Below are 19,929 nucleotides of genomic sequence, written 5' to 3' on the forward strand. Positions count from 1 at the left end.
GCACGTGTATAAGGAACCGGTCGAGGTCGCTGCCGCGGTTATCGAGCGCGGCGACGGCAGTTTTCTGTTGGCGCAACGCCCCGGCGGCAAGGTCTACGCCGGATTTTGGGAGTTTCCGGGTGGCAAGATCGAGCCCGGAGAAACACCGCTTGCGGCCCTGAAGCGCGAGCTGAGCGAAGAGCTGGGCGTCGGAATAGTGGCGGCGTATCCCTGGGTCACACGGATTTACTCCTATCCGCATGCCACCGTGCGCCTGAATTTCCTCCGTGTGACCGTCTGGACGGGGGAGCCGGTTGGACGAGAAGGCCAGAGCATCTGTTGGCAGCAACCGGGACGCCCTTCGGTCGGACCGATGCTTCCGGCGAATGCACCCGTATTGAGGGCACTGGAATTGCCGTTGATCTATGCGATCACCCATGCCAGTGGATATGGGATCGACGCGGCGCTGCTGCGACTTGACGCCGCGTTGGCGCGCGGCGTCCGGCTGGTTCAGCTCAGAGAAAGCGAGCTTTCCCAGGGGCAGCTCGAGTACTTCGCGGCGGAGGCCATTGCACGCGTTCACCGTGTCGGCGGCCGAGTTCTGATCAATGGAGACGAGGTACTCGCGAATCGGCTCGGAGCGGACGGTGTGCACCTCGCTTCGGCGAAGCTCGCGACTGCACGCGAGCGCCCCCGCTGCGAGTGGTGCGCTGCCTCCTGCCACGATCGAGCCGAGCTCGACATGGCGCTGCGCTTGGGCGTCGACTTCGTTGTGCTGGGCCCCGTCAAGCCCACGCCTTCTCATCCAAGCGCCCGCACGCTCGGCTGGGACGGGCTGGCAAAGCTGTCAAGAGGCTATCCGCTTCCAATCTACGCTCTGGGCGGATTGCGACGATCCGATCTGGCTCAGGCGCGAGCGCACGGTGCGCATGGTCTTGCGATGATTCGCGGCGCGTGGGAAGAGCAGAGCAACCCTGAATAGGCTGCCACGTATTGCACTCGCTGGCGCGGTTACGCTCGCATCCGCGACCTCGAACGGCAAGCCCTCTTAACGCGGGCGTGCTTTACCCAGAACCCGTCTGGTCCTGCCCCGACTTGGCGTGCTCCTCCTCGGCCTGGGGGATCCGATAGCTCTCGCTCGCCCATTGTCCAAGATCGATCAGCTTGCAGCGCTCGCTGCAGAACGGCCGATAGGGATTGGACTGCTGCCACGTGGTCGGAGTCCCGCACTGGGGGCAGCTGACCGATCGCAGATTGGGTTTGGATTGACTCAAGAATCGCTCAAAGATTGCAGAAGGTCAGTTCAAAGGCTACGTCCTCGGTGCTCGTGCGGCGCTGGCTCCCGGAGGCCTCGGTAAATCGGACGTTGAGCGCGTACTTGTTCGCGCTGATCTCGGGAATGCAGTCATAGCTGCGGGACAGGCGCACGCGTATCAGCTGCGCCAGCCGACCCGCGAGCATCTGCTGGTACACGCCCTGCTGAGCGACCTGCTGGCTGGTCTTGCCACTCTCGCGCAGCAGCTTGAGAATGACCCGCACGCCGTTGCGGATGGGCACAAAAGGTGCGAGCCAGTTGTGCAGGTCAACGCGTCGCTCATGTGCGTCGCGGTTGAGCCAGAAATGATAGGAAGGCAGATCGAACTCGCATACCCCTCCGGGGATAGCGGAGCGCTGCTTGATGCTCATGAGCCAGTCGTTTTCACGCAACTCCTGGCCGGTTTTCCCGGAAGCCAGAAACAGGTCCGAAACGCTCCTCTCGATATCGGAGAGCACGCCCGTGAGCGCTTCCTGCGACACCGACGGGTTATTCCTTAGGAATTCGAGCTGATGCTTCTGCCGTTCGAGTTCCTGCATCAGGTCGGACTTGAGGTCCGCACGGCCTGCAACGTCCAGGATCTCGAACAGCGACAAGAGCGCGACGTGATGCTCCTCCGGGTCGTTCTTGGCGGCAAAGTACCCCACCCGCTCGTACAAGTCCTCGAGTCGGAGCAGGGTGCGGATTCTTTCGTTAAGCGGGAACTCGTAGCTGATCACGTCGCCGGCACTGCCCGAGTCGCGCCCTAGTATCGGCGAAACGCCTGCAAAAGGAAAGACCGAATCCCGCCCAATCATCGTTTGTCGCGGCGCGCCAGCTCCAGGTATTTCTCATGTAGAGCGCTGATCGCCGGAATCAGCGCTTCAACCGGGCCGTCGTTTACCAGAACGTCGTCCGCTTTCACTAGGCGCTGCGTTCTCGAGGCCTGGGCACGCAGGATCGCCTCGACCGCACTTCTCTCCAGGCCGCTGCGACGCATGACGCGCTCGATCTGAAGCTCTTCGGGACAATCCACTACCAGGATCCGGTCAGCGATATCGCGGTACGCCCCGGTTTCAATCAGCAACGGGACCACCAGGACGACATAGGGAGCGCGTGCCTCTTTTTTTAGCTCCTGCTCGACTTTGGAGCGGATAGCCGGATGGAGCAATGATTCCAGGCGCAGGCGCTCGTCCGGAACGGCGAACACCCTTTCCCGCAGGCGTGTGCGGTCCAGAGTGCCGCTCGGGGTCAAGATCTGCGGACCGAAGGCCGCGACGATCGCCGCTAGCGTCGGCTCCCCGGGCTTGGTAAGGGCGCGTGCGATTGCATCGGTGTCCACGATCCCAGCGCCCAGACGCCCGAATTGCTCGGCCACCGTGGTCTTGCCGCACCCGATTCCGCCCGTCAGCGCAACTACGAACGGCATGGTCTCAGCGGAACAGCTGCAGGTAGGTCCGGTTCAGATACTCGCCCCAGAGCAGCGCGATGAGCCCAGCTGCGGCCAGGTAGGGCCCAAAAGGGATGGGTGTGCCGCGCTTATGCCGCTTCAGCGCGATCAACGCAATGCCGACGGCCGCGCCGACGAACGATGAGAGCAGTATCACGAGCGGAAGCATCTTCCAGCCCAGCCATGCGCCGATCGCACCGAGCAGCTTGAAGTCGCCGAAGCCCATGCCTTCCTTGCCCGTCGCCATCTTGAACAGCCAGTAGACCGACCACAGGGACAAGTAGCCGGCCGCCGCTCCGATAACCGCTTCGAACAGCGGAGCGAAGGTTGCTCCTAGGTTGAAAAGCAAACCGGTCCAGAGCAGCGGCAAGGTAATATCGTCGGGCAGGAATTGGGTATCGATGTCGATGACCGTCAATGCGATCAGCGACCAGGCGAACAATGCAGCGCCGAGCGCCGCCAGGGAGAAGCCGTACCGCCAGGCCAGATAGCCGGCGGTGATCCCGCTGATCGCTTCCACGATCGGATAACGGGCCGATATCGCCGTGCCGCAGCCCGCACACTTCCCGCGCAGCCAGAGGTAACTGATCACGGGAACGTTCTGCCAGGCGCGAATTCGGTAACCGCATTTCGGGCAGTGCGAGCCTGGCACGATCAGGTTGTAGCGCGTGGTGGCTGGCGTGCCGCGCAACGCGGCTGCGCAATCGGCGGACCCGGATTCCTCGGCCAGTTTCGCCGCCTGTTCTCGCCACTCGCGCTCCATCATGCGCGGCAGACGGTGGATGACCACGTTGATAAAACTACCGACCAGCAGACCGAATACCCCGGCTACGGCGGCAAGCGCTCCGGGGTGCGTTTGGAGAAAAACCAACTCGTACATCCTTGTCTCGAGTGTCGCGGGTCGAAGCCGGGAAAGCCGACAAAAAAGCGCCCGCGCATTGCGCGGACGCTTGTTGATCTGCAGCCCCGTTACACCGCCTGTCCCATCTTGAAGATCGGCAGGTACATGGCGATGACCATGCCCCCGATCAGCACCCCCAGCACAACCATGATCATGGGCTCCATCAGGCTGGACAGCGCCTCGACCGCATCATCCACCTCGCGCTCGAAGAAATCCGCTACCTTGCCCAGCATTCCATCCAGAGCACCGGACTCCTCTCCGATCGCCACCATCTGAACCACCATGCTGGGGAAGACCTCGCTGTTTTGCATTGCCACCGTCAGGCTCGTCCCAGTGCTTACCTCGCTCTGGATTTTCTTGGTGGCTTCCAGGTAGACATAGTTGCCAGCGGCGCCGCCCACCGACTCGAGCGCTTCCACCAGTGGCACGCCAGCCGCGAACATGGTCGACAGTGTCCGCGTCCAGCGCGCGATGGTCGCCTTGCGGATCACCGGACCGAAGATCGGGAGCTTCAGGAAAAGCCGGTCCATGACCTGCTGCATCCGCAAGGAACGCTTCCAGGTGTAGAAGAAGAACCACACGCCGAATCCAACTCCCCCGAAAATCGCCCACCAGTACTTGACGAAGAAGTCCGACATGGCCATGACCAGCAGGGTTGGCCCCGGCAAGTCGGCACCGAAGCTAGTGAACAGCTCCTTGAACGCCGGAATGACGAAAATCATGATCACCGCAGTGATGATGAAGGCGACCACAATGATCGACACGGGGTAAAACATGGCGGACTTGATCTTGCTCTTGATGGCCAGAATCTTTTCTTTGTAGGTCGCGAGCCGGTCGAGCAGGCTGTCCAGAATACCGGCCTGCTCGCCAGCCTGGACGAGGTTACAGAACAGGGCGTCGAAATACAGCGGATGCTTGCGGAAGGCCGCCGTCAGGCTGTTGCCGGTCTCCACCTCGTTCTTGATGTCCATGAGCAGGCGGGCCACCGCAGGGTTGGAGTGACCTTTGCCCACGATGTCAAATGCCTGAAGCAGGGGAACGCCGGACTTCATCATGGTCGCCAGTTGGCGGGTGAAGAAGGTGATATCCTTTTCCGTTACCTTGCCGCCGAGCCCGGGGCGCTGACGCTTGACCTTGAGTACCGTTATTCCTTGCCGGCGTAGCGTCGAGGTGACCACCGTCTCTCCTCCGGCGCGCATCTCGCCTTTGAGCAGCTTGCCTGCCTTGTCCTTGCCTTCCCAAGAGTAGGTATATTCCTTGACGTCCTTGCGGAATGCAGCGGTTGCCGTTGCCATGTGCCAGTCCCCTTCTGAATCGCCTATTCGTTGGTGACCGCCTCGATCTCTTCGAGCGAGGTCACCCCTTGCTTGACTTTAAGCAGCCCCGACTGGCGCAGATCGCGGATGCCTTCCTTCTGCGCCTGTCTCGCGATGTCGAGCGCATTACCATTGGTCATGATGATCCGGTTCATCTCCTCCGATATCGGCATGACCTGATAGATGCCGACCCGGCCCTTGTAACCGGTACCCTTGCAGTTTTCGCATCCCACCGCATGGTGCGGTGTCCAGCTGCCATCGAGATCCGCTGCCGCGAAACCCGCTCTGAGCAAAGCCTCCCTCGAAATTCGGCCGGGATCTTGCACTCCTTGCACAGTCGGCGCGCTAGGCGCTGAGCCGTGATGAGTATGACGGAACTCGCGATGTTAAACGGCGCGATGCCCATGTTGATCAGCCGTGTCAGCGTGGTTGGTGCGTCGTTGGTGTGCAGCGTAGAGAGCACGAGATGCCCGGTCTGTGCTGCCTTGACCGCGATCTCGCCAGTTTCGAGCTGCTCCACGAAAGAGATCCCGGCGCTGCTTGCCTGGGACTGGAGTGAGTCCGCGTCCCGCTCTGGGATCAGGCCGCGCTGCACCATTGCGCGCCCCAAGCCGGTCAACGCACCATGAACGCTTGCTGCAACCATCTAGCCGGGAGCCAAACTAGAATTATGCTGAATAATGCACCCTAAGCCGGTGCTTGTAAAGGAAAAAGGAGCTGAACTAGTTGCTGTCCGCAGGTGGCAGGAGACGGACCGATTTGATTACGCGGTCCTGGGTTTGCAGGATCTCGATCGGATAGCCGGCGAGCTTTACCGAGGTGCCGGGCTCCGGGATGGTCTGTAGATGCTCAAGGATCAGCCCGTTGAGCGTTTTCGGCCCATCGAGGGGGAACCGGTAGCCGAGTTTGCGATTGAGGTCACGCAGCAGGCTCGCGCCCTCCACGACGATGCTTCCGTCCTCGAGTCGCTTGAAGCGCGCCGTCTGCAACGGCGACTGGGTGGTAAACTCGCCGATGATTTCCTCGATGATGTCTTCGATCGTGACCAGGCCCATCAGTTCGCCGTACTCGTCCACGACCAGGCCAATCCGGTCCCGGTGCTCCTGGAAATTCTGAAGTTGCGTCAGCAAAGGCGTGCCCAGGGGTATGAAATAGGGTTCGCGCAGGACTTCATTGATCGCCTCGGCGTCGATCCTGCCGCCCTCGGACACGTTGAGGAGCTTGCGCACGTGCACAATCCCGAGGACTTCGTCCAGCCGCCCACGATATACGGGAAGCCGTGTGTGGTTGCAGGTCACGATCTGGCGGTGGATCTCCTCCGGGGGCGCTTCGATGTCCAGCGCTTCGATCTGGTTGCGTGGAACCATCACGTCCTCCACGGTGATCGCCTGGAGGTCGAAGAGGTTGAGCAGCATGTTCTGGTGCTTCTGCGGAAGGAAGTTGCCGCCTTCGAGCACGAGCGTGCGCAGCTCTTCGAAGCTCAGAGCCTGGTCTTGCTCCGTCGGTACCTTCAGCCGCATCACCCATAGCATTCCTCGAACGAAGAGATTGAAGAATCCGACGATGGGATAGGCGACTCGCAGGAGCGGCGCAAGCACGAAGCTCGCCGGGAAGGCGATGCGCTCCGGATAGCTGGCGCCGATCACCTTGGGCGTGAGCTCGCTGAAGATCAGAATTGCAGCGGTGACCGCCAGCGTACCGAGCGTGAGCGCCAGCTCGCTCTCTCCAAACAGGCGAAACGTGATAACGGTCACCAGCGCGGCGGCCGCCGTGTTGACGAGGTTATTGCCGAGAAGAATGACGCCGAGGAGACGGTCGGTGCGCTCCAGCAGCCGCGCAGTCAGCCTGGCGGCCCGGTGACCCGTCTTTGCCAGATGCCTCAACCGGTAACGGTTGAGGGCCATCATGCTGGTTTCCGAAATTGAGAAGAACCCGGATATGACTAACAGAACGACAAGCGCCGTGAACAGCGCGTTGAGCGAGATCTCGTCCAAAGCGATACATCCGTCGGATAGAGATGAACCCAGTATCGAGGCGCGCTCGCGCGCGTGTCAAGCCGCTAGCGCTGCAAGATGACTTCGATCACGAACCGGCTGCCGATGTAGGCCAGCACCAGCGACAGAAAACCGGCCAGCGTCCATCGGGTCGCGATGCGACCGCGCCACCCGTAGAAGGCGCGTCCCGCGAGCAGCGCACCGAAGATGATCCACGACAGGATCCCGAAGACGGTCTTGTGAGTCAGTTGAAGCGGAGTACCGAACAACTCCTCGGAAAACGCCACTCCGCTGACCAGCGTCAGTGTGAGCAGTACGAATCCAGCTCCGATGATGCGAAACAGCAGCTTCTCCATGGTGAGCAGCGGCGGCAGTGTCTGCAGAAATGGTGGCATATTGCGCGCGTGCAGCCGGCGCTCGACCACGGCCATCAGCAGCACATGCAGCGAGGCGATCGTGAATAGGCTGTAGGCGAGCAGTGCGATCAGCAGATGTACCTTGAAGGCCAGCAGATGCGTATTGCTCAGGGGTCGGGCCGCAGGCAGCGCAAGAGGCAGCAGCGACAGCGCCGCAGCTGCAGGGAGGACCAGCAGGTTGAGTGCGTCCAGCCGATAGAAAAGGCTTCCGACGCCGTAGATCAGAACCGCGAGCGCTATGATCACCGATACGGCATTGCCCACGCCCAGGTAGAGTCCATCCGGGCGCAGCATCGACTGCGCGAGCACGGCAGTGTGCAGCGCTAGGGGGACGAACAACAGCAGCCGTGCCGCCTTGCGACGATCGACGGCGAAGGCGTCGCCGTTCCCGGGCATCGTGCGCCAGAGATAGGCCGCCAGCGCCGCATATCCGGCGCTGGCGAGAAGATGAAGTAGAATGGAAGCCATCGGTCCGGAGGCAGGCAGTCTACCTCATCGGACTGGCGCAAGATGTTGACCTTGCTGCTCTGGGACGTTCATGCTTGGGCTGCAGCGGGCAGAGATTGCGATGCACATCTCCCATGGTTCTTGGAGCTTTGCGCGGTCTGATTACCTTCTCGGTCAGAATTCGCGACCGCTTTTCTTTCTACCGACACCGCTGACATGCTGGACGCGTTGACGAATCGGCTTGGCACTCTCGTCAGGACCCTGCGTGGACAAGCGCGCCTCACCGAAACCAATATCCAGGACGCCTTGCGGGAGGTGAGGATCGCATTGCTTGAAGCGGACGTGGCCTTGCCGGTGGTGCGCGAGTTTGTCGCGCGGGTCAAGGAGAAGGCCATCGGCCAGGAAGTGCTTGCCAGCCTGACACCCGGGCAGGCCTTGGTAGGTGTGGTGTACCGCGAGCTCGTGGCCCTGATGGGACGGGAAAGCAGGGGCCTGGATCTCGCGACCCGGCCTCCCGCCGTGATTTTGATGGCCGGGCTGCAGGGTTCGGGCAAGACCACGACCAGCGCGAAGTTGGCGAGGCTACTCAAGGAACAGCACAAGAAGAAGGTGTTGCTGGCAAGCTGCGATGTTTACAGGCCCGCAGCCACGGAGCAGCTGAAGACGCTTGCCGGGCAGGTCGCCGCGGATTTCTACGACGCGGCACCGACCGAGCGCGATGCGGAAGCGATCGCGCGCGGCGCCTTGAGCCATGCGCGGCGGCACTACCACGATGTGTTAATCGTCGACACGGCCGGGCGGCTCGCTATCGACGAGCAGATGATGCTCGAGATCCGCGCACTTCACTCGGCCATGGAACCCGTCGAGACCCTGTTTGTGGTCGACGCCATGCAGGGCCAGGACGCCGTCAACGTCGGCAAGGCTTTTGCGGAAGCCTTGCCGCTTACCGGGATCGTCGTGACCAAACTGGACGGCGACGCGCGTGGCGGGGCGGCGCTGTCGGTTCGACACATCACCGGACGGCCGATCAAGTTCGTAGGGATTGGAGAGAAGACAGCGGCGCTGGAACCGTTCCATCCGGAGCGAATGGCTTCGCGGATTCTCGGCATGGGCGACGTGGTCTCGCTGGTCGAAGAGGTACAGCGCAGCGTCGATGTCGGGGAAGCGGAAAAGCTCGCAAGAAAAGTCAGATCGGGCAAAGGCTTTGATCTAGCCGACTTCAGGAATCAACTTTTCCAGATGAAGAGAATGGGTGGGCTTGATGCGCTGCTCGACAAACTGCCCGCGCAGCTGGCGCAGGCCGCGCAGTCGGTGCCCACCGATGAGAGAGTCATCAACCGCACGATCGGCATCATTGATGCGATGACGCCGCAAGAGCGGGCGAAGCCCGAAATCATCAAAGCTTCGCGCAAGCGGCGCATAGCATCCGGTGCCGGGGTGTCGGTTCAGGAGGTCAACCGGTTGCTCAGTCAGCACGAGCAGATGCAAAAGATGGTGAAGATGATGGGCAAGGGCGGATTGCAGAAGATGATGCGCGGAATGAGAGGCATGCTGCAGGGAACACGCTGATGCGGGCGTGGCAGTGTGCTCAGGCGCAGTTGCGTGAACAGGTGGATCATGAAAATCTGGAAGTTGGCTATTGTCTCAGTTGCCTGGGTGGCAGCCTCCACTGTGCATGCCCTGGATTACGAGCGTGAAAAGCGCTGGGCGGAGCAGATTATTCCTGCAATCCTGGTCGGCGAGGTGGTCTGGATCAAGCAAGCCAATGGTCACGAGTTTCTCGCCATCTACACCGAGGCGGAGAAAGCGCGCGGCGCGATCATTGTCGGTCATGGACGCGGCTGGAATCCGGACTTCGAACTCTACGGGGCGCTGCGCGTGAAACTTGCCGAGCAAGGCTACAGCACCCTTGCTATTCAGCTGCCGGTGCTCGGGCCGGGAGCCAAGGTCGGGGACTACCTCCCGACCTACACCGACGCGGTGGAACGCTATGACCTAGCGGCCAGGTATCTCACTGACAAGGGCTTCAAGAACATCGCCATCGTATCCCACAGCCTAGGCGCGACCATGGCCAATCAGTACCTCATCAGGGTCGACAAGACGCCGGTGAAGGCATGGGTGTTCGTTGGCATCATCAACGGCCTGGAAGAGATGTTCAGGATCAAGATCCCCGTGCTCGACGTGTTCGGAAGCAAGGACTGGGAAATCACCCAGGTCGGCGCCTATGAACGCAAACGTCAGATCGACAAGGTTCCCGGCTCTCAGCAGGTCATCGTGCAGGATGCGCTGCACTTCTTCGAAGGCAAGGAGGACGAGCTCGTGAAGGTGGTTGTGGCTTTCCTAGACCAGCAGTTTGGCGCCGGGCTTGCCGGCGCGGCCCCGCGCTGATTGCCTTGCGCGGGAAGGAAAAAGGCGTAGAATCACGCACTTTGCTTTTCTGGGGTATTCCCATGGTTGTCATTCGGCTGGCCCGCGGAGGTGCTAAGAAGCGGCCCTTTTACAACATGGTCGTTGCCGACTCGCGCAGTGCTCGCGACGGGCGTTTTATCGAGCGAGTGGGGTTTTATGATCCGAAAGCGCCCGAAGGACACGAAAGCCTGCGCGTGGACATGAACCGGCTCGCCTACTGGCAGAGTAAGGGGGCGCTCTTGTCGCAAACCGCCGCGCGCCTCGTCAAGCAGTTCAGTGCCACGGTCAAGGCTTGATCGGGTAATCGTCATGGGGCGCATTGGCGCCCCGTTCGGAGTAAAGGGCTGGGTAAGAGTCCAGCCGTACACGAAACGAAGGAACGGCCTGCTGGCGTATCCCGAGTGGTGGATCGCTGGCCCCGAGGGCTGGCAGGCATACGCAGTGGCGGAAGCCGCCGAACACGGCAGCGCACTCGTCGCACGCCTGGCCGGATGCGATGACCGGGACGCAGCCGCGGCACTGAGAAACCGCGAGATCGGAATTCCGCGCGCTCGCCTGCCGGAGGTACCTGGTGAGCATTACTGGGCTGATCTGCTCGGGCTAGAAGTGATCAACGCCCGAGGGGTGTCGTTGGGTCGCGTCGTACGCCTGATGGACACCGGGGCAAATGCGATCCTGGTCGTGTGTGACGAGAAGGAACGCCTGATCCCGTTCGTCGAGCGCGTAGTGCTGGCGGTAGAGCCCGATGCGGGAAACATCGTGGTCGACTGGGAAAGAGACTATTGAAGGCCGGCCATGAAGCGCTTCGATGTCATCACGCTCTTTCCGGAAATGTTCGACGCGCTCACCCGCTGCGGTGTGACGCAGCGGGCGCGAGATCGGGGACTGTACGAGCTGGTAACTTGGAATCCGCGCGACTACGCCCATGGGGCCTACCGCAGCGTCGACGACCGTCCGTACGGTGGCGGGCCGGGAATGGTGATGCAGGCCGAGCCGCTGGCCAAAGCGATCCGGGCGGCGCGCCAGCGCCAAGCCAGCTGCGGGGTTCGTCATGGCCGCACGGTGTATCTGTCCCCGCAGGGCCGCTTGCTGGACCAGAAATTTGTCGAGGCACTGGGGCAGTACGAGGGTTTGGTGCTGATGGCAGGCCGCTACGAGGGCGTGGACGAACGCGTGATTGAGGCAGAGGTGGACGACGAGGTTTCGATCGGCGACTACGTTGTCTCGGGCGGCGAATTGCCGGCGATGGTTTTGATCGACGCGATCGTGCGGCGCTTGCCGGGTGCGCTCAACGATGAGGCGTCGGCGCAGCAGGATTCGTTCGTGGCGGGACTGCTGGATTTCCCGCACTACACGCGCCCCGAGATCTTCGAGGGCAGGCGGGTACCGCAGGTGCTGCTTTCGGGCAACCACGCGCAGATCCGTCGCTGGCGCTTGAAGCAGGCGATCGGGCGCACCTGGCAGCGCAGGCCGCAATTGCTCGCAGGCTTGGCGCTCGACAAGGAACAGCAGGAACTGCTGGCCGAGTACCGGTCGGAAATGGCGGAACTGGAAAAATCGGGAGCTTGAAATGGATCTGATACGCACCATCGAACAGGAAGAGATTGCCCGCCTGGGCAGGAACATTCCGGATTTCGCGCCTGGGGACACCGTGGTCGTCAACGTGAACGTGGTCGAAGGCGACCGCAAGCGTGTGCAGGCCTATGAGGGAGTCGTCGTGGCGAAGCGTAACCGGGGGCTCAACTCCTCGTTCGTGGTTCGCAAGATGTCCTCGGGCGAGGGTGTGGAGCGCACGTTCCAGACCTATTCGCCGCTGATCGCCAGCATCGAACTCAAGCGGCGCGGCGACGTGCGTCGCGCCAAGCTCTATTACCTGCGGGAACGCTCCGGCAAGTCTGCGCGCATCCGAGAGAAGCTCGAAGGCGGCGGGGACAAAACCGCCGAGTCCTAAATCCTGCTCGGGCGCGACTGAATCGGCGCGCGGGCCGCTTTCTTGTTTACACGATCCGGCTTCGATCGCTGAGCAGCAGCTGGTGGATGTAGCTCTGCAGAAGCAGCGATTCGGTGGCATGCAAGCCCTCGAAGCGCACGCCATAGCTGTGCACTTCGCCGCCGTTGCGCTCGTCCCGGTAGCGGCGCACGCTCTGCACCTCCGCCTTCGGATTGAGCTTCACTTCGTAGCCCTGCGGCTCCAGCTTGAAGGCGAAGAAAACCTGCAGCCGATCGCCTCTGTCGCCGATGTCACGCGCGCACTCAAGCTGGGCGCCGGTGACGCTCAGATCGCCCAATGTGCAGGACACCGGATTACCCTGAGGGTCACGCTGCGGGTTGGCGGCCGTTGCGCGCAAGCCCACCCGCACCCGTTCCGCACTGCGGATCGGATTGGCGCGCACCGACTCCGGATAGGCAAGATGCAGATACGGAAAGGGTGTGCGGCACGCCACCAGTACCTTGGTGGAGAAGGCATAGATGCTGCGGCCTGAGAACGCGCGCACGACCACGGTCTCGTTCTCCCGGATCTCCACGGGCGTGCCTCGAACTGACGGCGTACGCACCAGCACGCTCAGCTTGGGCACGTAGCCGATGACGGTCGTGAAGTGGTGCGTCAGCCCCGCGTCGGAGCTGAGCTCCATCTGCAGGCGGTCGCCCGTGCGAAGCTGCATCTGCTCGAAGGAGCAGGTCTGGAAAGGCGTCGCGGTCTGACCGTTCATTCGATCTGGCCCGGGTATTCACGCGCAGTATAAGGCTTCGCGCCGCAGCCGGCTCGCCGGCCCCTGTTAGAATCCGCCACCGATTCGACTCATTTGCGACGCGCACGAGCGTCGCGATAAAGGCCGGGGCTGCGAGTGGCTGCAAGGATCGTGCTCAGAGTTGTCTTGCTGGCAGCAGCCGCGCTGGCGATGGCCGGCTGCGGTGAGAGGCAGAACATGCTCTCCATCGTGACCGGAGGCACGGGCGGCGTCTACTATCCGCTCGGGGGCGGACTCGCCAATCTGCTTTCCGTCCGGCTCTCCGGCTATCAGGTTACTTCGGAGGTCACCGGCGGCTCAGTGGACAATCTCAAGCTGGTCGCCGCCGGCGCCGCGGATATCGGCTTCGCGATGGTCGATGCCGCATGGGACGCCCTGAACGGCCGCGAGAAGTTTGACGGGACGAAACTGCCCATCCGGACGCTGGCCGTCCTGTATCCCAATCACATGCATGCGGTGACGATCGAGGCCACCGGCATCCGGTCGATCGCGGAGCTAGCCAATCGGCGGGTCTCGGTGGGTGCGCCCGGCAGCGCCACGGAAGTCATGGCGCTGCGTGTTCTGGAGGCATATGGAGTGGTCGACGCAGTCACCAGAGAGCGCCTGTCGGTCGCCGAGTCGGTCAATGCAATCAAGGATCGCAAGATCGAAGCCTTCTTCTGGGCCGGAGGCCTGCCTACGGCCGCGGTCACGGATCTTGCGACCACGCCCGGGGTGCGTTTGCGATTGCTGGACCATGGTGAGGCAGTGGTGCGCATGAACGCGAAGTACGGCCCCCTTTATGCCGAATCACACATCCCGCCCGGCATCTATCCCGGCGTAAGCGCCGCGGTGCGCAATGCCGTCGTATGGAACATCCTTTTCGTCAGCGCGTCCATGGACGAGACCTTGGCCTACGAAGTCACCAGAACCCTGTTCGAGCAACGCGACGCACTGATCTCGGTGCACAAGGAAGCCGAGCGGATCACGCTTTCCAACCAGACGCGGCACCTCTCCCCAATCCCCTTCCATCCCGGGGCGGTGCGTTATTTCCGCAGCCGGGGCGTGAGTCCGGAATAGTAAGGCAATGATTCCCCGGGATGCGCAGCGCCTGGTTCGGCAGGAGCACGGCGGCGGACGGCGGCTCACAGGGCCGAGCGCAAGGATCGTGGCATGGCTTGCCATCGGCACCTCGCTCTTCCACTTGTATGCGGCCTACGAGGTGGTGCCGGCCACCATCCTGCGGACGATGCACGTCAGCCTGATGCTCGCCCTGTGTTTCCTGGTCTGTCCGCCGCTCGAGCACCAGCGGGACGCCATCAAGTGGGGGGACTGGCTGCTAGTTCTCGCCAGTTTCGGCGCCGCAGGCTATCTGATCGTCGGCGGCGACGCACTGCGTGACCGGGCGGCTGCGCCCGGCACAGCCGACCTTCTGGTCGGCGCCGGCCTCATCGGGCTAATCCTTGAAGCGGTGCGCCGTGCCAGCGGCTCGGTCATGGTGGCGGTGGTGGGTGGCTTTCTGCTCTATGCCGTCGTCGGTCCCTATCTGCCCCCGCCCTGGACACACCGCGGCTACGGCCTGGAACGCATCGTTGGCCACATGGTGATGACGCTCGAGGGCATCTACGGTTCGGCCGTCGACGTGTCTTCGACCTTGATCATCCTATTTACGATCTTCGGCGCCTTCCTGGCCGCTTCGGGCGCCGGCAAGTTTTTCATCGACTTTTCCATTGCCGCGATGGGTCGGGCGCGAAACGCGGCTGCGCGCTCCGTCGTGCTGTCTTCTGCCCTGCTGGGTAGTGCATCGGGAAGCGGCGTGGCCACGACGGTCACGATCGGCTCGGTGGCCTATCCGATGCTGGCCAAAGCCGGCTATCCGAACAACGCGGCAGGCGGATTGCTTGCGGCCGGTGGCCTGGGAGCGATCCTCTGCCCACCGGTGCTGGGCGCAGCCGCTTTTCTGATCGCGGAATTCCTCAAGATCTCGTACCTCGAAGTCCTGCGCATGGCGGTGATTCCGGCGGCGCTCTATTATTTGTCGCTGTTCCTGATGGTTGATTTCGACAGCCGCCGTTTCGCGACGCGAGCAACACATGCGGAGGCGCCGGCCCTCGCTTCGCTTCTCGCGCGCGGCTACTACTTTGTGCCGATCGTCGTGATCGTTGCGCTGCTGATTGGCGGATTCTCGCCCATCATGGCAGTGTTCTGGGCCACCGCGGCCGCGCTCGCCGTCAGTTGCCTGCGCAGCGAATCGCGTCTCGGATTCCGGAAACTGGGTCAGGCACTCTCCAACGGCGCAACCGGCGTGATCAACGTCGCCGTCACCTGCGCCGCTGCCGGGATCATCGTCGGTGTGGTCACTTTGACTGGACTGGGGCTGAAATTCTCCTCCATTGTCATCGGTTACGCCGGTGGCAATTCGTTCCTCACGGTGGCCTTTACCGCGCTGGTCGTCTGGGTGGTCGGCCTGGCTGTCCCGGTCACCGCGTCCTACATCATTTGCGCGGTCATCGCAGCGCCGGCGCTCACCGGGGTCGGGATCCCCGAATATGCGGCCCACATGTTCATCTTCTACTATGCCGTGCTCTCCGAGGTCTCGCCGCCCACGGCTCTTTCTCCGTTCGCCGCGGCAGCAATCACCGGCGGTGATCCTTATCGCACCACGCTGCAGTCTTGGAAGTACACTCTGCCGGCGTTCGTCGTCCCCTTCATGTTCGTACTCGAACCCGCCGGGGTCGGACTGCTCCTCAAAGGTCCGCTGGCGCAGGCGAGCCTCACCATTGCCACGGCCGCCGCCGGGATTGTGGCGCTGGCGGCCGGCGTGCAAAACTGGCTCAGGCGCGAACTGCTGGCGGTAGAGCGCGTGCCGCTCATCGCCTCCGGGCTGCTGCTCGTCTATCCCGGGCAGTGGAGCGATGCGGCCGGTTTGGCATTGTTGATCGCAGTGGGGATTGTTCATTGGGTTCGCACGCGGACCGCGCAGACAGCTTGACCCAAGGCTTCGACGCGAAACTGGCGGCCCCGTTCGCGGTGATCGGCGTGCGCGTCGCCGGCGAGAAGCTCACCGAACTGGTGTATCTGCCACGCGAGGCGGCCCCACTCGCGCCGCAGACGCCGTTCGCTCGCGAAGTGTGGCGCCAGCTCGTGGCCTACCTGGACGATCCGCATTTTTGCTTCGATCTGCCTGTCGAGCCACGCGGCACAGAGTTTCAGCGCCGGGTCTGGAACGTGGTGTGCGCCATCGCCTGCGGAACCACCCTGAGCTACCAGCAGGTGGCAAGGCGAGCCGGCTCCGCGCCGCGCGCAGTGGGCATGGCCTGCGCCGCGAATCGCCTGCCGCTTGTCATTCCCTGCCACCGGGTGGTCGGGGCACGCGATATAGGCGGATTCATGCATTCGCGCCGCGGGCAGGGCATTGCGGTCAAGCGCTGGCTGCTGGCCCACGAAGGGGTGGTGACGTGAACGCACCGACCGAGCTTTTGCTCGATGCCTTCTGCGATGCGCTCTGGCTTGAAGACGGTCTGTCGCGCAACACGTTGGAAGCCTATCGCCGCGACCTGCGGCAATTCGCGGCCTGGCTACAGCGCACGCGCGGCCGTTCGGTCGTACAGGCGCAGCGCGCAGACCTGCTGGCCTATCTCGCGTTTCGATACCACAACGCCAGGCCGCGTTCGGCCGCACGCCTGTTGTCGAGCCTCAAGCGCTTCTATCGCTTCCTGCTCAGAGAGGGGCGTGTCGAGGTCGACCCAACGCTCCAGGTGGAATCGCCGAAGCTGGCGCGCTCCTTGCCCAAAAGCCTCACCGAAGACGATGTCGAGCACCTGCTCGCCGCGCCTGATGTAGCCACTGCCCTGGGCCTGCGCGACCGGGCAATGCTCGAGACCTTGTACGCCAGCGGCCTGCGAGTCTCCGAACTGGTCGCCTTGTCGATTCCGCAGGTCAACCTCGATGCCGGGGTACTCCGCGTGATGGGCAAAGGCGCCAAGGAACGGCTCGTGCCGCTCGGGGAGGAGGCGCTGCTGTGGATCAGGCGCTATCTCGTACAAGCCCGGCCACGGCTGCTACATGGACGCACGGCGGGCGCTCTGTTCGTGACTGCGCGGGCACGGGCGATGAGCCGCCAGGCATTCTGGAATCTCATCAAGCGCTATGCTGCGTCCGCCCAGATCCGCAGTCCCATCTCGCCGCATACTTTGCGCCACGCCTTCGCCACCCATCTGCTCAATCACGGGGCGGATTTGCGCGTGGTTCAGATGCTGCTCGGCCACGCCGATATCTCAACCACGCAGATCTATACTCACGTCGCGCGCGAGCGACTGAAGCAACTGCACGCCAGGCATCATCCCCGGGGATGAAACCCGCTACGTAAGCGCGGCGCTCGAGAATCGGACGCAAACCGCAACGTCGAACTTTCAATGAGTCTTGTGCTGCTCAGTGCGGCCGCCTACCTGATCGGCTCCGTCTCTTTCGCGGTGGTGGTGAGCCGTCTAATGGGTCTACCCGACCCGCACACCTATGGCTCACGCAATCCGGGCGCGACCAACGTGCTGCGCACCGGCAACCGGACCGCGGCACTGCTGACCTTGCTTGGCGACGCGCTGAAGGGTGCGGTCGCGGTGTGGATCGCGCGCTGGCCGATGGGGGAACAGTCCCCAGATGTGCTCGCCGCCGCGGTGGCGCTCGCGGCGTTCCTGGGCCATCTGTATCCGGTCTACTTCCGCTTCAAGGGCGGCAAGGGCGTGGCTACGGGGGCCGGAATTCTGTTCGCGTTGGACTGGCGGCTGGGCCTCGCCGCGACCACGGTGTGGCTGCTCGTGGCAGGCGCCACGCGTTATTCATCGCTGGCCGCCATCAGCGCTGCTCTGACCGCGCCGCTGGCCGCCTGGTGGCTGTTGGGCGCGGGCGCGCCGAGCAGCGCAGTGCTCGCCATTGCCCTGTTGCTCGTCATGCGCCACGCCGCCAACATCCGCAAGCTCATCGAGGGTACCGAAAGCCGCATCAGGCTGTTACGTTGAGCGCGGGCACGGAATCGAGCTCCCAACGCGGCTTGACGCTGAAGGCAAGCCCGCCGCGTTTCCCGGCCGCAGCCTGCAACCGCATGGCGCCGGCGAGAGCGATCATCGCGCCGTTGTCCGTGCAAAGTTCCACCGGCGGATAGAAGATCTGCGCGCCGCGGGCCGCGGCCATGGTATCGAGGCGTTCGCGCAGGCGACGGTTCGCGCCCACACCGCCCGCGACAACCAGTCGTTCGAGGTTTGTGGCGCGCAGGGCGGCCTCGCATTTCGCGACAAGGACATCGACAATGGCCTCCTGAAACGACGCCGCGATATCGGCCCGGGTCTGTTGGTCGGGATCGGTTGCCCGCACCAGGAGTAGCACCGCGGTTTTCAACCCCGAAAAGCTGAAGTTCAGATCCTCGCTCCCGAGCATCGGGCGCGGCAGCCTGAAGCGGCGCGCATCTCCTGTACGGGCAAGTTGTGCCAAGGCCGGTCCGCCCGGATAGGGCAGGCCGAGCAGCTTGGCGGTCTTGTCGAAGGCCTCTCCGGCTGCGTCATCCATGGTTTCACCCAGAAGCAGGTAGCGGCCTGCGTGTTCGACCCGCATGAGCTGCGTGTGCCCGCCGGAGACCAGCAGGGCAAGGAAGGGAAATCTCGGCCCCGGTCTGGCAATCAGCGGCGAGAGCAGGTGACCCTCCAGGTGATGAACACCGCACACCGGAACCTTGAGGGCATAGCCGATGGCGTTTGCGACGGCGGCTCCCACGAGCAGGGCGCCTGCCAGCCCCGGCCCTTCCGTATAAGCCACGCCCTGCACCTCGCTCAGCGAGCGCCCGGTACGCTGCAGAAGTTCACGCGTCAGGGGAAGCAGGCGCCGGATGTGGTCGCGCGAAGCGAGTTCCGGCACTACCCCACCGTACTCCGCGTGCATGGCGACCTGGGAGTACACGGTGTGGCCGACGAGCCCGGTAGCGGTATCGAACAGACCGACACCGGTTTCGTCGCAGGAAGTCTCGATGCCCAGAATCAGCATGCCCTTGGCCGCGTTCGAGGGAGAGGGTTTGGTTTGCAGATCAGGTGATTATTGATAGAATGCGCGCCTTTTCGACAGCAACCAGGAAACGGGGGGACACCTTCCGATATGCCGACCATTCGAGTCAAGGAGAACGAGCCGTTCGAAGTGGCGCTGCGCCGCTTCAAGCGTACCGTGGAGAAGACCGGACTGCTCACCGAGTTGCGCGCGCGCGAATACTACGAAAAGCCCACCACTGCGCGCAAACGCAAGCTCGCTGCCGCGATCAAGCGCCACCACAAGCGCCTGCGCAGCCAGCTCCTGCCGCCCAAAATGTATTGACCGCGTCGGCGAGAATTCGATCGAAACGGCGATGGCCCGTGGGTCAATCGCCGTTTTGTTTTTCCTTTCTAGCGCAGGGCCAATGGCGATGACGCTCAAGGAGCAAATCAACGACGATATGAAATCGGCGCTGCGCGCAAAGCAGGTGCAGCGGCTGTCGGCGCTGCGTCTGCTCCTTGCCGCGATCAAGCAGCGCGAGATCGACGAGCGCAGGCAACTCTCGGATGCCGAAGTCGTGGCCGTGATAGACAAGATGATCAAGCAGCGCCGCGAGTCGATCGCGCAGTACGAGAGCGGAGACCGTCCGGATCTGGCACAGGCGGAGCGGTTCGAGATCACGGTGCTCCAAGGCTACATGCCGCAGCCCATGAGCGAGGCCGAGATCGAGGCGGCGGTGGTGGAGGCCGTACGGTCGACCGGCGCGCAGACGCTGGGGGATATGGGCAAGGTCATGGCGCTACTCAAGCCGCAACTCACCGGGCGCGCGGACATGGGCAAGGTCTCGGCGCTGGTCAAGGCCAGGCTCGCCGGCTGAGCGTCGGCGTGTCGGCCGCCTCGTGCAGGCCCCGCGCTCTCGTCCGTGCAACAGGCCGCCTGCCCGGGCCTAAGTGGCTGTCCGGTCAGGTGTTCTCCCGGAGCCAAG

General features: G+C 63.1%; 23 protein-coding genes and 1 pseudogene. 14 read left to right on the forward strand and 10 right to left on the reverse strand.

Annotation, left to right across the window (positions count from 1 at the left end; translation table 11 throughout):
- Positions 1-4: 4 nt before the first annotated feature.
- Entirely contained in the window at positions 5-961 is a 957-nt protein-coding gene (locus VNM24_02455; GenBank protein ID HWQ37460.1) for a Nudix family hydrolase, read from the forward strand.
- An 82-nt stretch (positions 962-1,043) separates the two neighbouring features.
- On the opposite strand, the gene VNM24_02460 is transcribed toward VNM24_02455, so the two are convergent.
- From VNM24_02460 to ccsA, 8 genes and pseudogenes are all read right to left on the reverse strand, one after another.
- Complete coding sequence (locus VNM24_02460; GenBank protein ID HWQ37461.1) at positions 1,044-1,253, reverse strand: DNA gyrase inhibitor YacG; 210 nt, start codon at positions 1,251-1,253, stop codon at positions 1,044-1,046.
- Positions 1,254-1,260: 7 nt separating this feature from the next.
- Entirely contained in the window at positions 1,261-2,013 is a 753-nt protein-coding gene (zapD, locus tag VNM24_02465; GenBank protein HWQ37462.1) for a cell division protein ZapD, read from the reverse strand.
- A 74-nt stretch (positions 2,014-2,087) separates the two neighbouring features.
- The gene (coaE, locus tag VNM24_02470; protein HWQ37463.1) at positions 2,088-2,702 is read right to left on the reverse strand and encodes a dephospho-CoA kinase; all 615 of its coding nucleotides are present in this window, start codon (positions 2,700-2,702) and stop codon (positions 2,088-2,090) included.
- Positions 2,703-2,706: 4 nt separating this feature from the next.
- On the reverse strand, positions 2,707-3,603 hold the full coding sequence (locus tag VNM24_02475) for an A24 family peptidase (protein ID HWQ37464.1): 897 nt from the start codon (positions 3,601-3,603) through the stop codon (positions 2,707-2,709).
- 89 nt (positions 3,604-3,692) lie between these two features.
- Positions 3,693-4,919: a type II secretion system F family protein gene (locus VNM24_02480; GenBank protein HWQ37465.1), complete on the reverse strand. Its 1,227-nt coding sequence runs from the start codon at positions 4,917-4,919 to the stop codon at positions 3,693-3,695.
- Between the two features lie 23 nt (positions 4,920-4,942).
- Positions 4,943-5,451: pseudogene (locus VNM24_02485) on the reverse strand (ATPase, T2SS/T4P/T4SS family).
- 211 nt (positions 5,452-5,662) lie between these two features.
- Positions 5,663-6,934, reverse strand: a complete 1,272-nt coding sequence (locus VNM24_02490; GenBank protein HWQ37466.1) for an HlyC/CorC family transporter — start codon at positions 6,932-6,934, stop codon at positions 5,663-5,665.
- Positions 6,935-6,999: 65 nt separating this feature from the next.
- Complete coding sequence (gene ccsA, locus VNM24_02495) at positions 7,000-7,818, reverse strand: cytochrome c biogenesis protein CcsA (protein HWQ37467.1); 819 nt, start codon at positions 7,816-7,818, stop codon at positions 7,000-7,002.
- Positions 7,819-8,013: 195 nt separating this feature from the next.
- On the opposite strand from ccsA, the gene ffh reads away from it, so the two are divergent.
- The 6 genes from ffh to rplS all read left to right on the forward strand — a co-directional run bounded on the left by ffh (position 8,014) and on the right by rplS (position 12,157).
- Positions 8,014-9,366, forward strand: coding sequence for a signal recognition particle protein (gene ffh / locus VNM24_02500; GenBank protein HWQ37468.1), 1,353 nt, complete (start codon positions 8,014-8,016; stop codon positions 9,364-9,366).
- Positions 9,367-9,414: 48 nt separating this feature from the next.
- Positions 9,415-10,185 carry a hypothetical protein gene (locus VNM24_02505; protein ID HWQ37469.1) on the forward strand — a complete coding sequence of 257 codons (771 nt, stop codon included), beginning with the start codon at positions 9,415-9,417 and terminating at the stop codon, positions 10,183-10,185.
- 62 nt (positions 10,186-10,247) lie between these two features.
- Positions 10,248-10,502, forward strand: coding sequence for a 30S ribosomal protein S16 (rpsP, locus tag VNM24_02510; GenBank protein ID HWQ37470.1), 255 nt, complete (start codon positions 10,248-10,250; stop codon positions 10,500-10,502).
- A 13-nt stretch (positions 10,503-10,515) separates the two neighbouring features.
- Entirely contained in the window at positions 10,516-10,992 is a 477-nt protein-coding gene (gene rimM, locus VNM24_02515) for a ribosome maturation factor RimM (GenBank protein ID HWQ37471.1), read from the forward strand.
- Between the two features lie 9 nt (positions 10,993-11,001).
- On the forward strand, positions 11,002-11,775 hold the full coding sequence (gene trmD, locus VNM24_02520) for a tRNA (guanosine(37)-N1)-methyltransferase TrmD (GenBank protein ID HWQ37472.1): 774 nt from the start codon (positions 11,002-11,004) through the stop codon (positions 11,773-11,775).
- A 1-nt stretch (position 11,776) separates the two neighbouring features.
- The gene (gene rplS / locus VNM24_02525) at positions 11,777-12,157 is read left to right on the forward strand and encodes a 50S ribosomal protein L19 (GenBank protein HWQ37473.1); all 381 of its coding nucleotides are present in this window, start codon (positions 11,777-11,779) and stop codon (positions 12,155-12,157) included.
- A 46-nt stretch (positions 12,158-12,203) separates the two neighbouring features.
- On the opposite strand, the gene VNM24_02530 is transcribed toward rplS, so the two are convergent.
- On the reverse strand, positions 12,204-12,917 hold the full coding sequence (locus VNM24_02530; protein ID HWQ37474.1) for a flagellar brake protein: 714 nt from the start codon (positions 12,915-12,917) through the stop codon (positions 12,204-12,206).
- A gap of 135 nt (positions 12,918-13,052) precedes the next feature.
- Between VNM24_02530 and VNM24_02535 the strand changes: the two genes are divergently transcribed.
- Genes VNM24_02535 through plsY form a run of 5 tightly spaced genes read left to right on the forward strand, consistent with a single transcriptional unit; the run spans position 13,053 to position 17,950 of the window.
- A complete protein-coding gene (locus tag VNM24_02535; protein ID HWQ37475.1) occupies positions 13,053-14,015 on the forward strand; it encodes a TAXI family TRAP transporter solute-binding subunit in 963 nt (320 codons plus the stop codon).
- Positions 14,016-14,022: 7 nt separating this feature from the next.
- A complete protein-coding gene (locus VNM24_02540) occupies positions 14,023-15,927 on the forward strand; it encodes a TRAP transporter fused permease subunit (protein ID HWQ37476.1) in 1,905 nt (634 codons plus the stop codon).
- A complete protein-coding gene (locus VNM24_02545) occupies positions 15,924-16,397 on the forward strand; it encodes a methylated-DNA--[protein]-cysteine S-methyltransferase (GenBank protein HWQ37477.1) in 474 nt (157 codons plus the stop codon). Before VNM24_02540 ends, VNM24_02545 begins: the two co-directional genes overlap by 4 nt.
- The gene (gene xerD, locus VNM24_02550; GenBank protein HWQ37478.1) at positions 16,394-17,290 is read left to right on the forward strand and encodes a site-specific tyrosine recombinase XerD; all 897 of its coding nucleotides are present in this window, start codon (positions 16,394-16,396) and stop codon (positions 17,288-17,290) included. The genes VNM24_02545 and xerD overlap by 4 nt, the downstream gene beginning before the upstream one ends.
- Positions 17,291-17,350: 60 nt before the next feature.
- Positions 17,351-17,950 carry a glycerol-3-phosphate 1-O-acyltransferase PlsY gene (gene plsY, locus VNM24_02555; GenBank protein HWQ37479.1) on the forward strand — a complete coding sequence of 200 codons (600 nt, stop codon included), beginning with the start codon at positions 17,351-17,353 and terminating at the stop codon, positions 17,948-17,950.
- On the opposite strand, the gene tsaD is transcribed toward plsY, so the two are convergent.
- Positions 17,934-18,965 (reverse strand): tRNA (adenosine(37)-N6)-threonylcarbamoyltransferase complex transferase subunit TsaD, encoded by a 1,032-nt coding sequence (tsaD, locus tag VNM24_02560; GenBank protein ID HWQ37480.1) that lies wholly within the window; start codon positions 18,963-18,965, stop codon positions 17,934-17,936. The genes plsY and tsaD overlap by 17 nt on opposite strands.
- 108 nt (positions 18,966-19,073) lie before the next feature.
- Here tsaD and rpsU point away from each other — a divergent pair, with 108 nt between their 5' ends.
- Together rpsU and VNM24_02570 are read left to right on the forward strand one after the other, a co-directional pair.
- Positions 19,074-19,286, forward strand: a complete 213-nt coding sequence (gene rpsU, locus VNM24_02565) for a 30S ribosomal protein S21 (GenBank protein HWQ37481.1) — start codon at positions 19,074-19,076, stop codon at positions 19,284-19,286.
- 88 nt (positions 19,287-19,374) lie between these two features.
- Positions 19,375-19,821, forward strand: a complete 447-nt coding sequence (locus tag VNM24_02570; protein ID HWQ37482.1) for a GatB/YqeY domain-containing protein — start codon at positions 19,375-19,377, stop codon at positions 19,819-19,821.
- Positions 19,822-19,929: the final 108 nt, after the last annotated feature.

Source organism: Burkholderiales bacterium, assembly GCA_035560005.1.
Taxonomy (GTDB): Bacteria; Pseudomonadota; Gammaproteobacteria; order Burkholderiales; family Eutrophovitaceae; genus DASRFY01.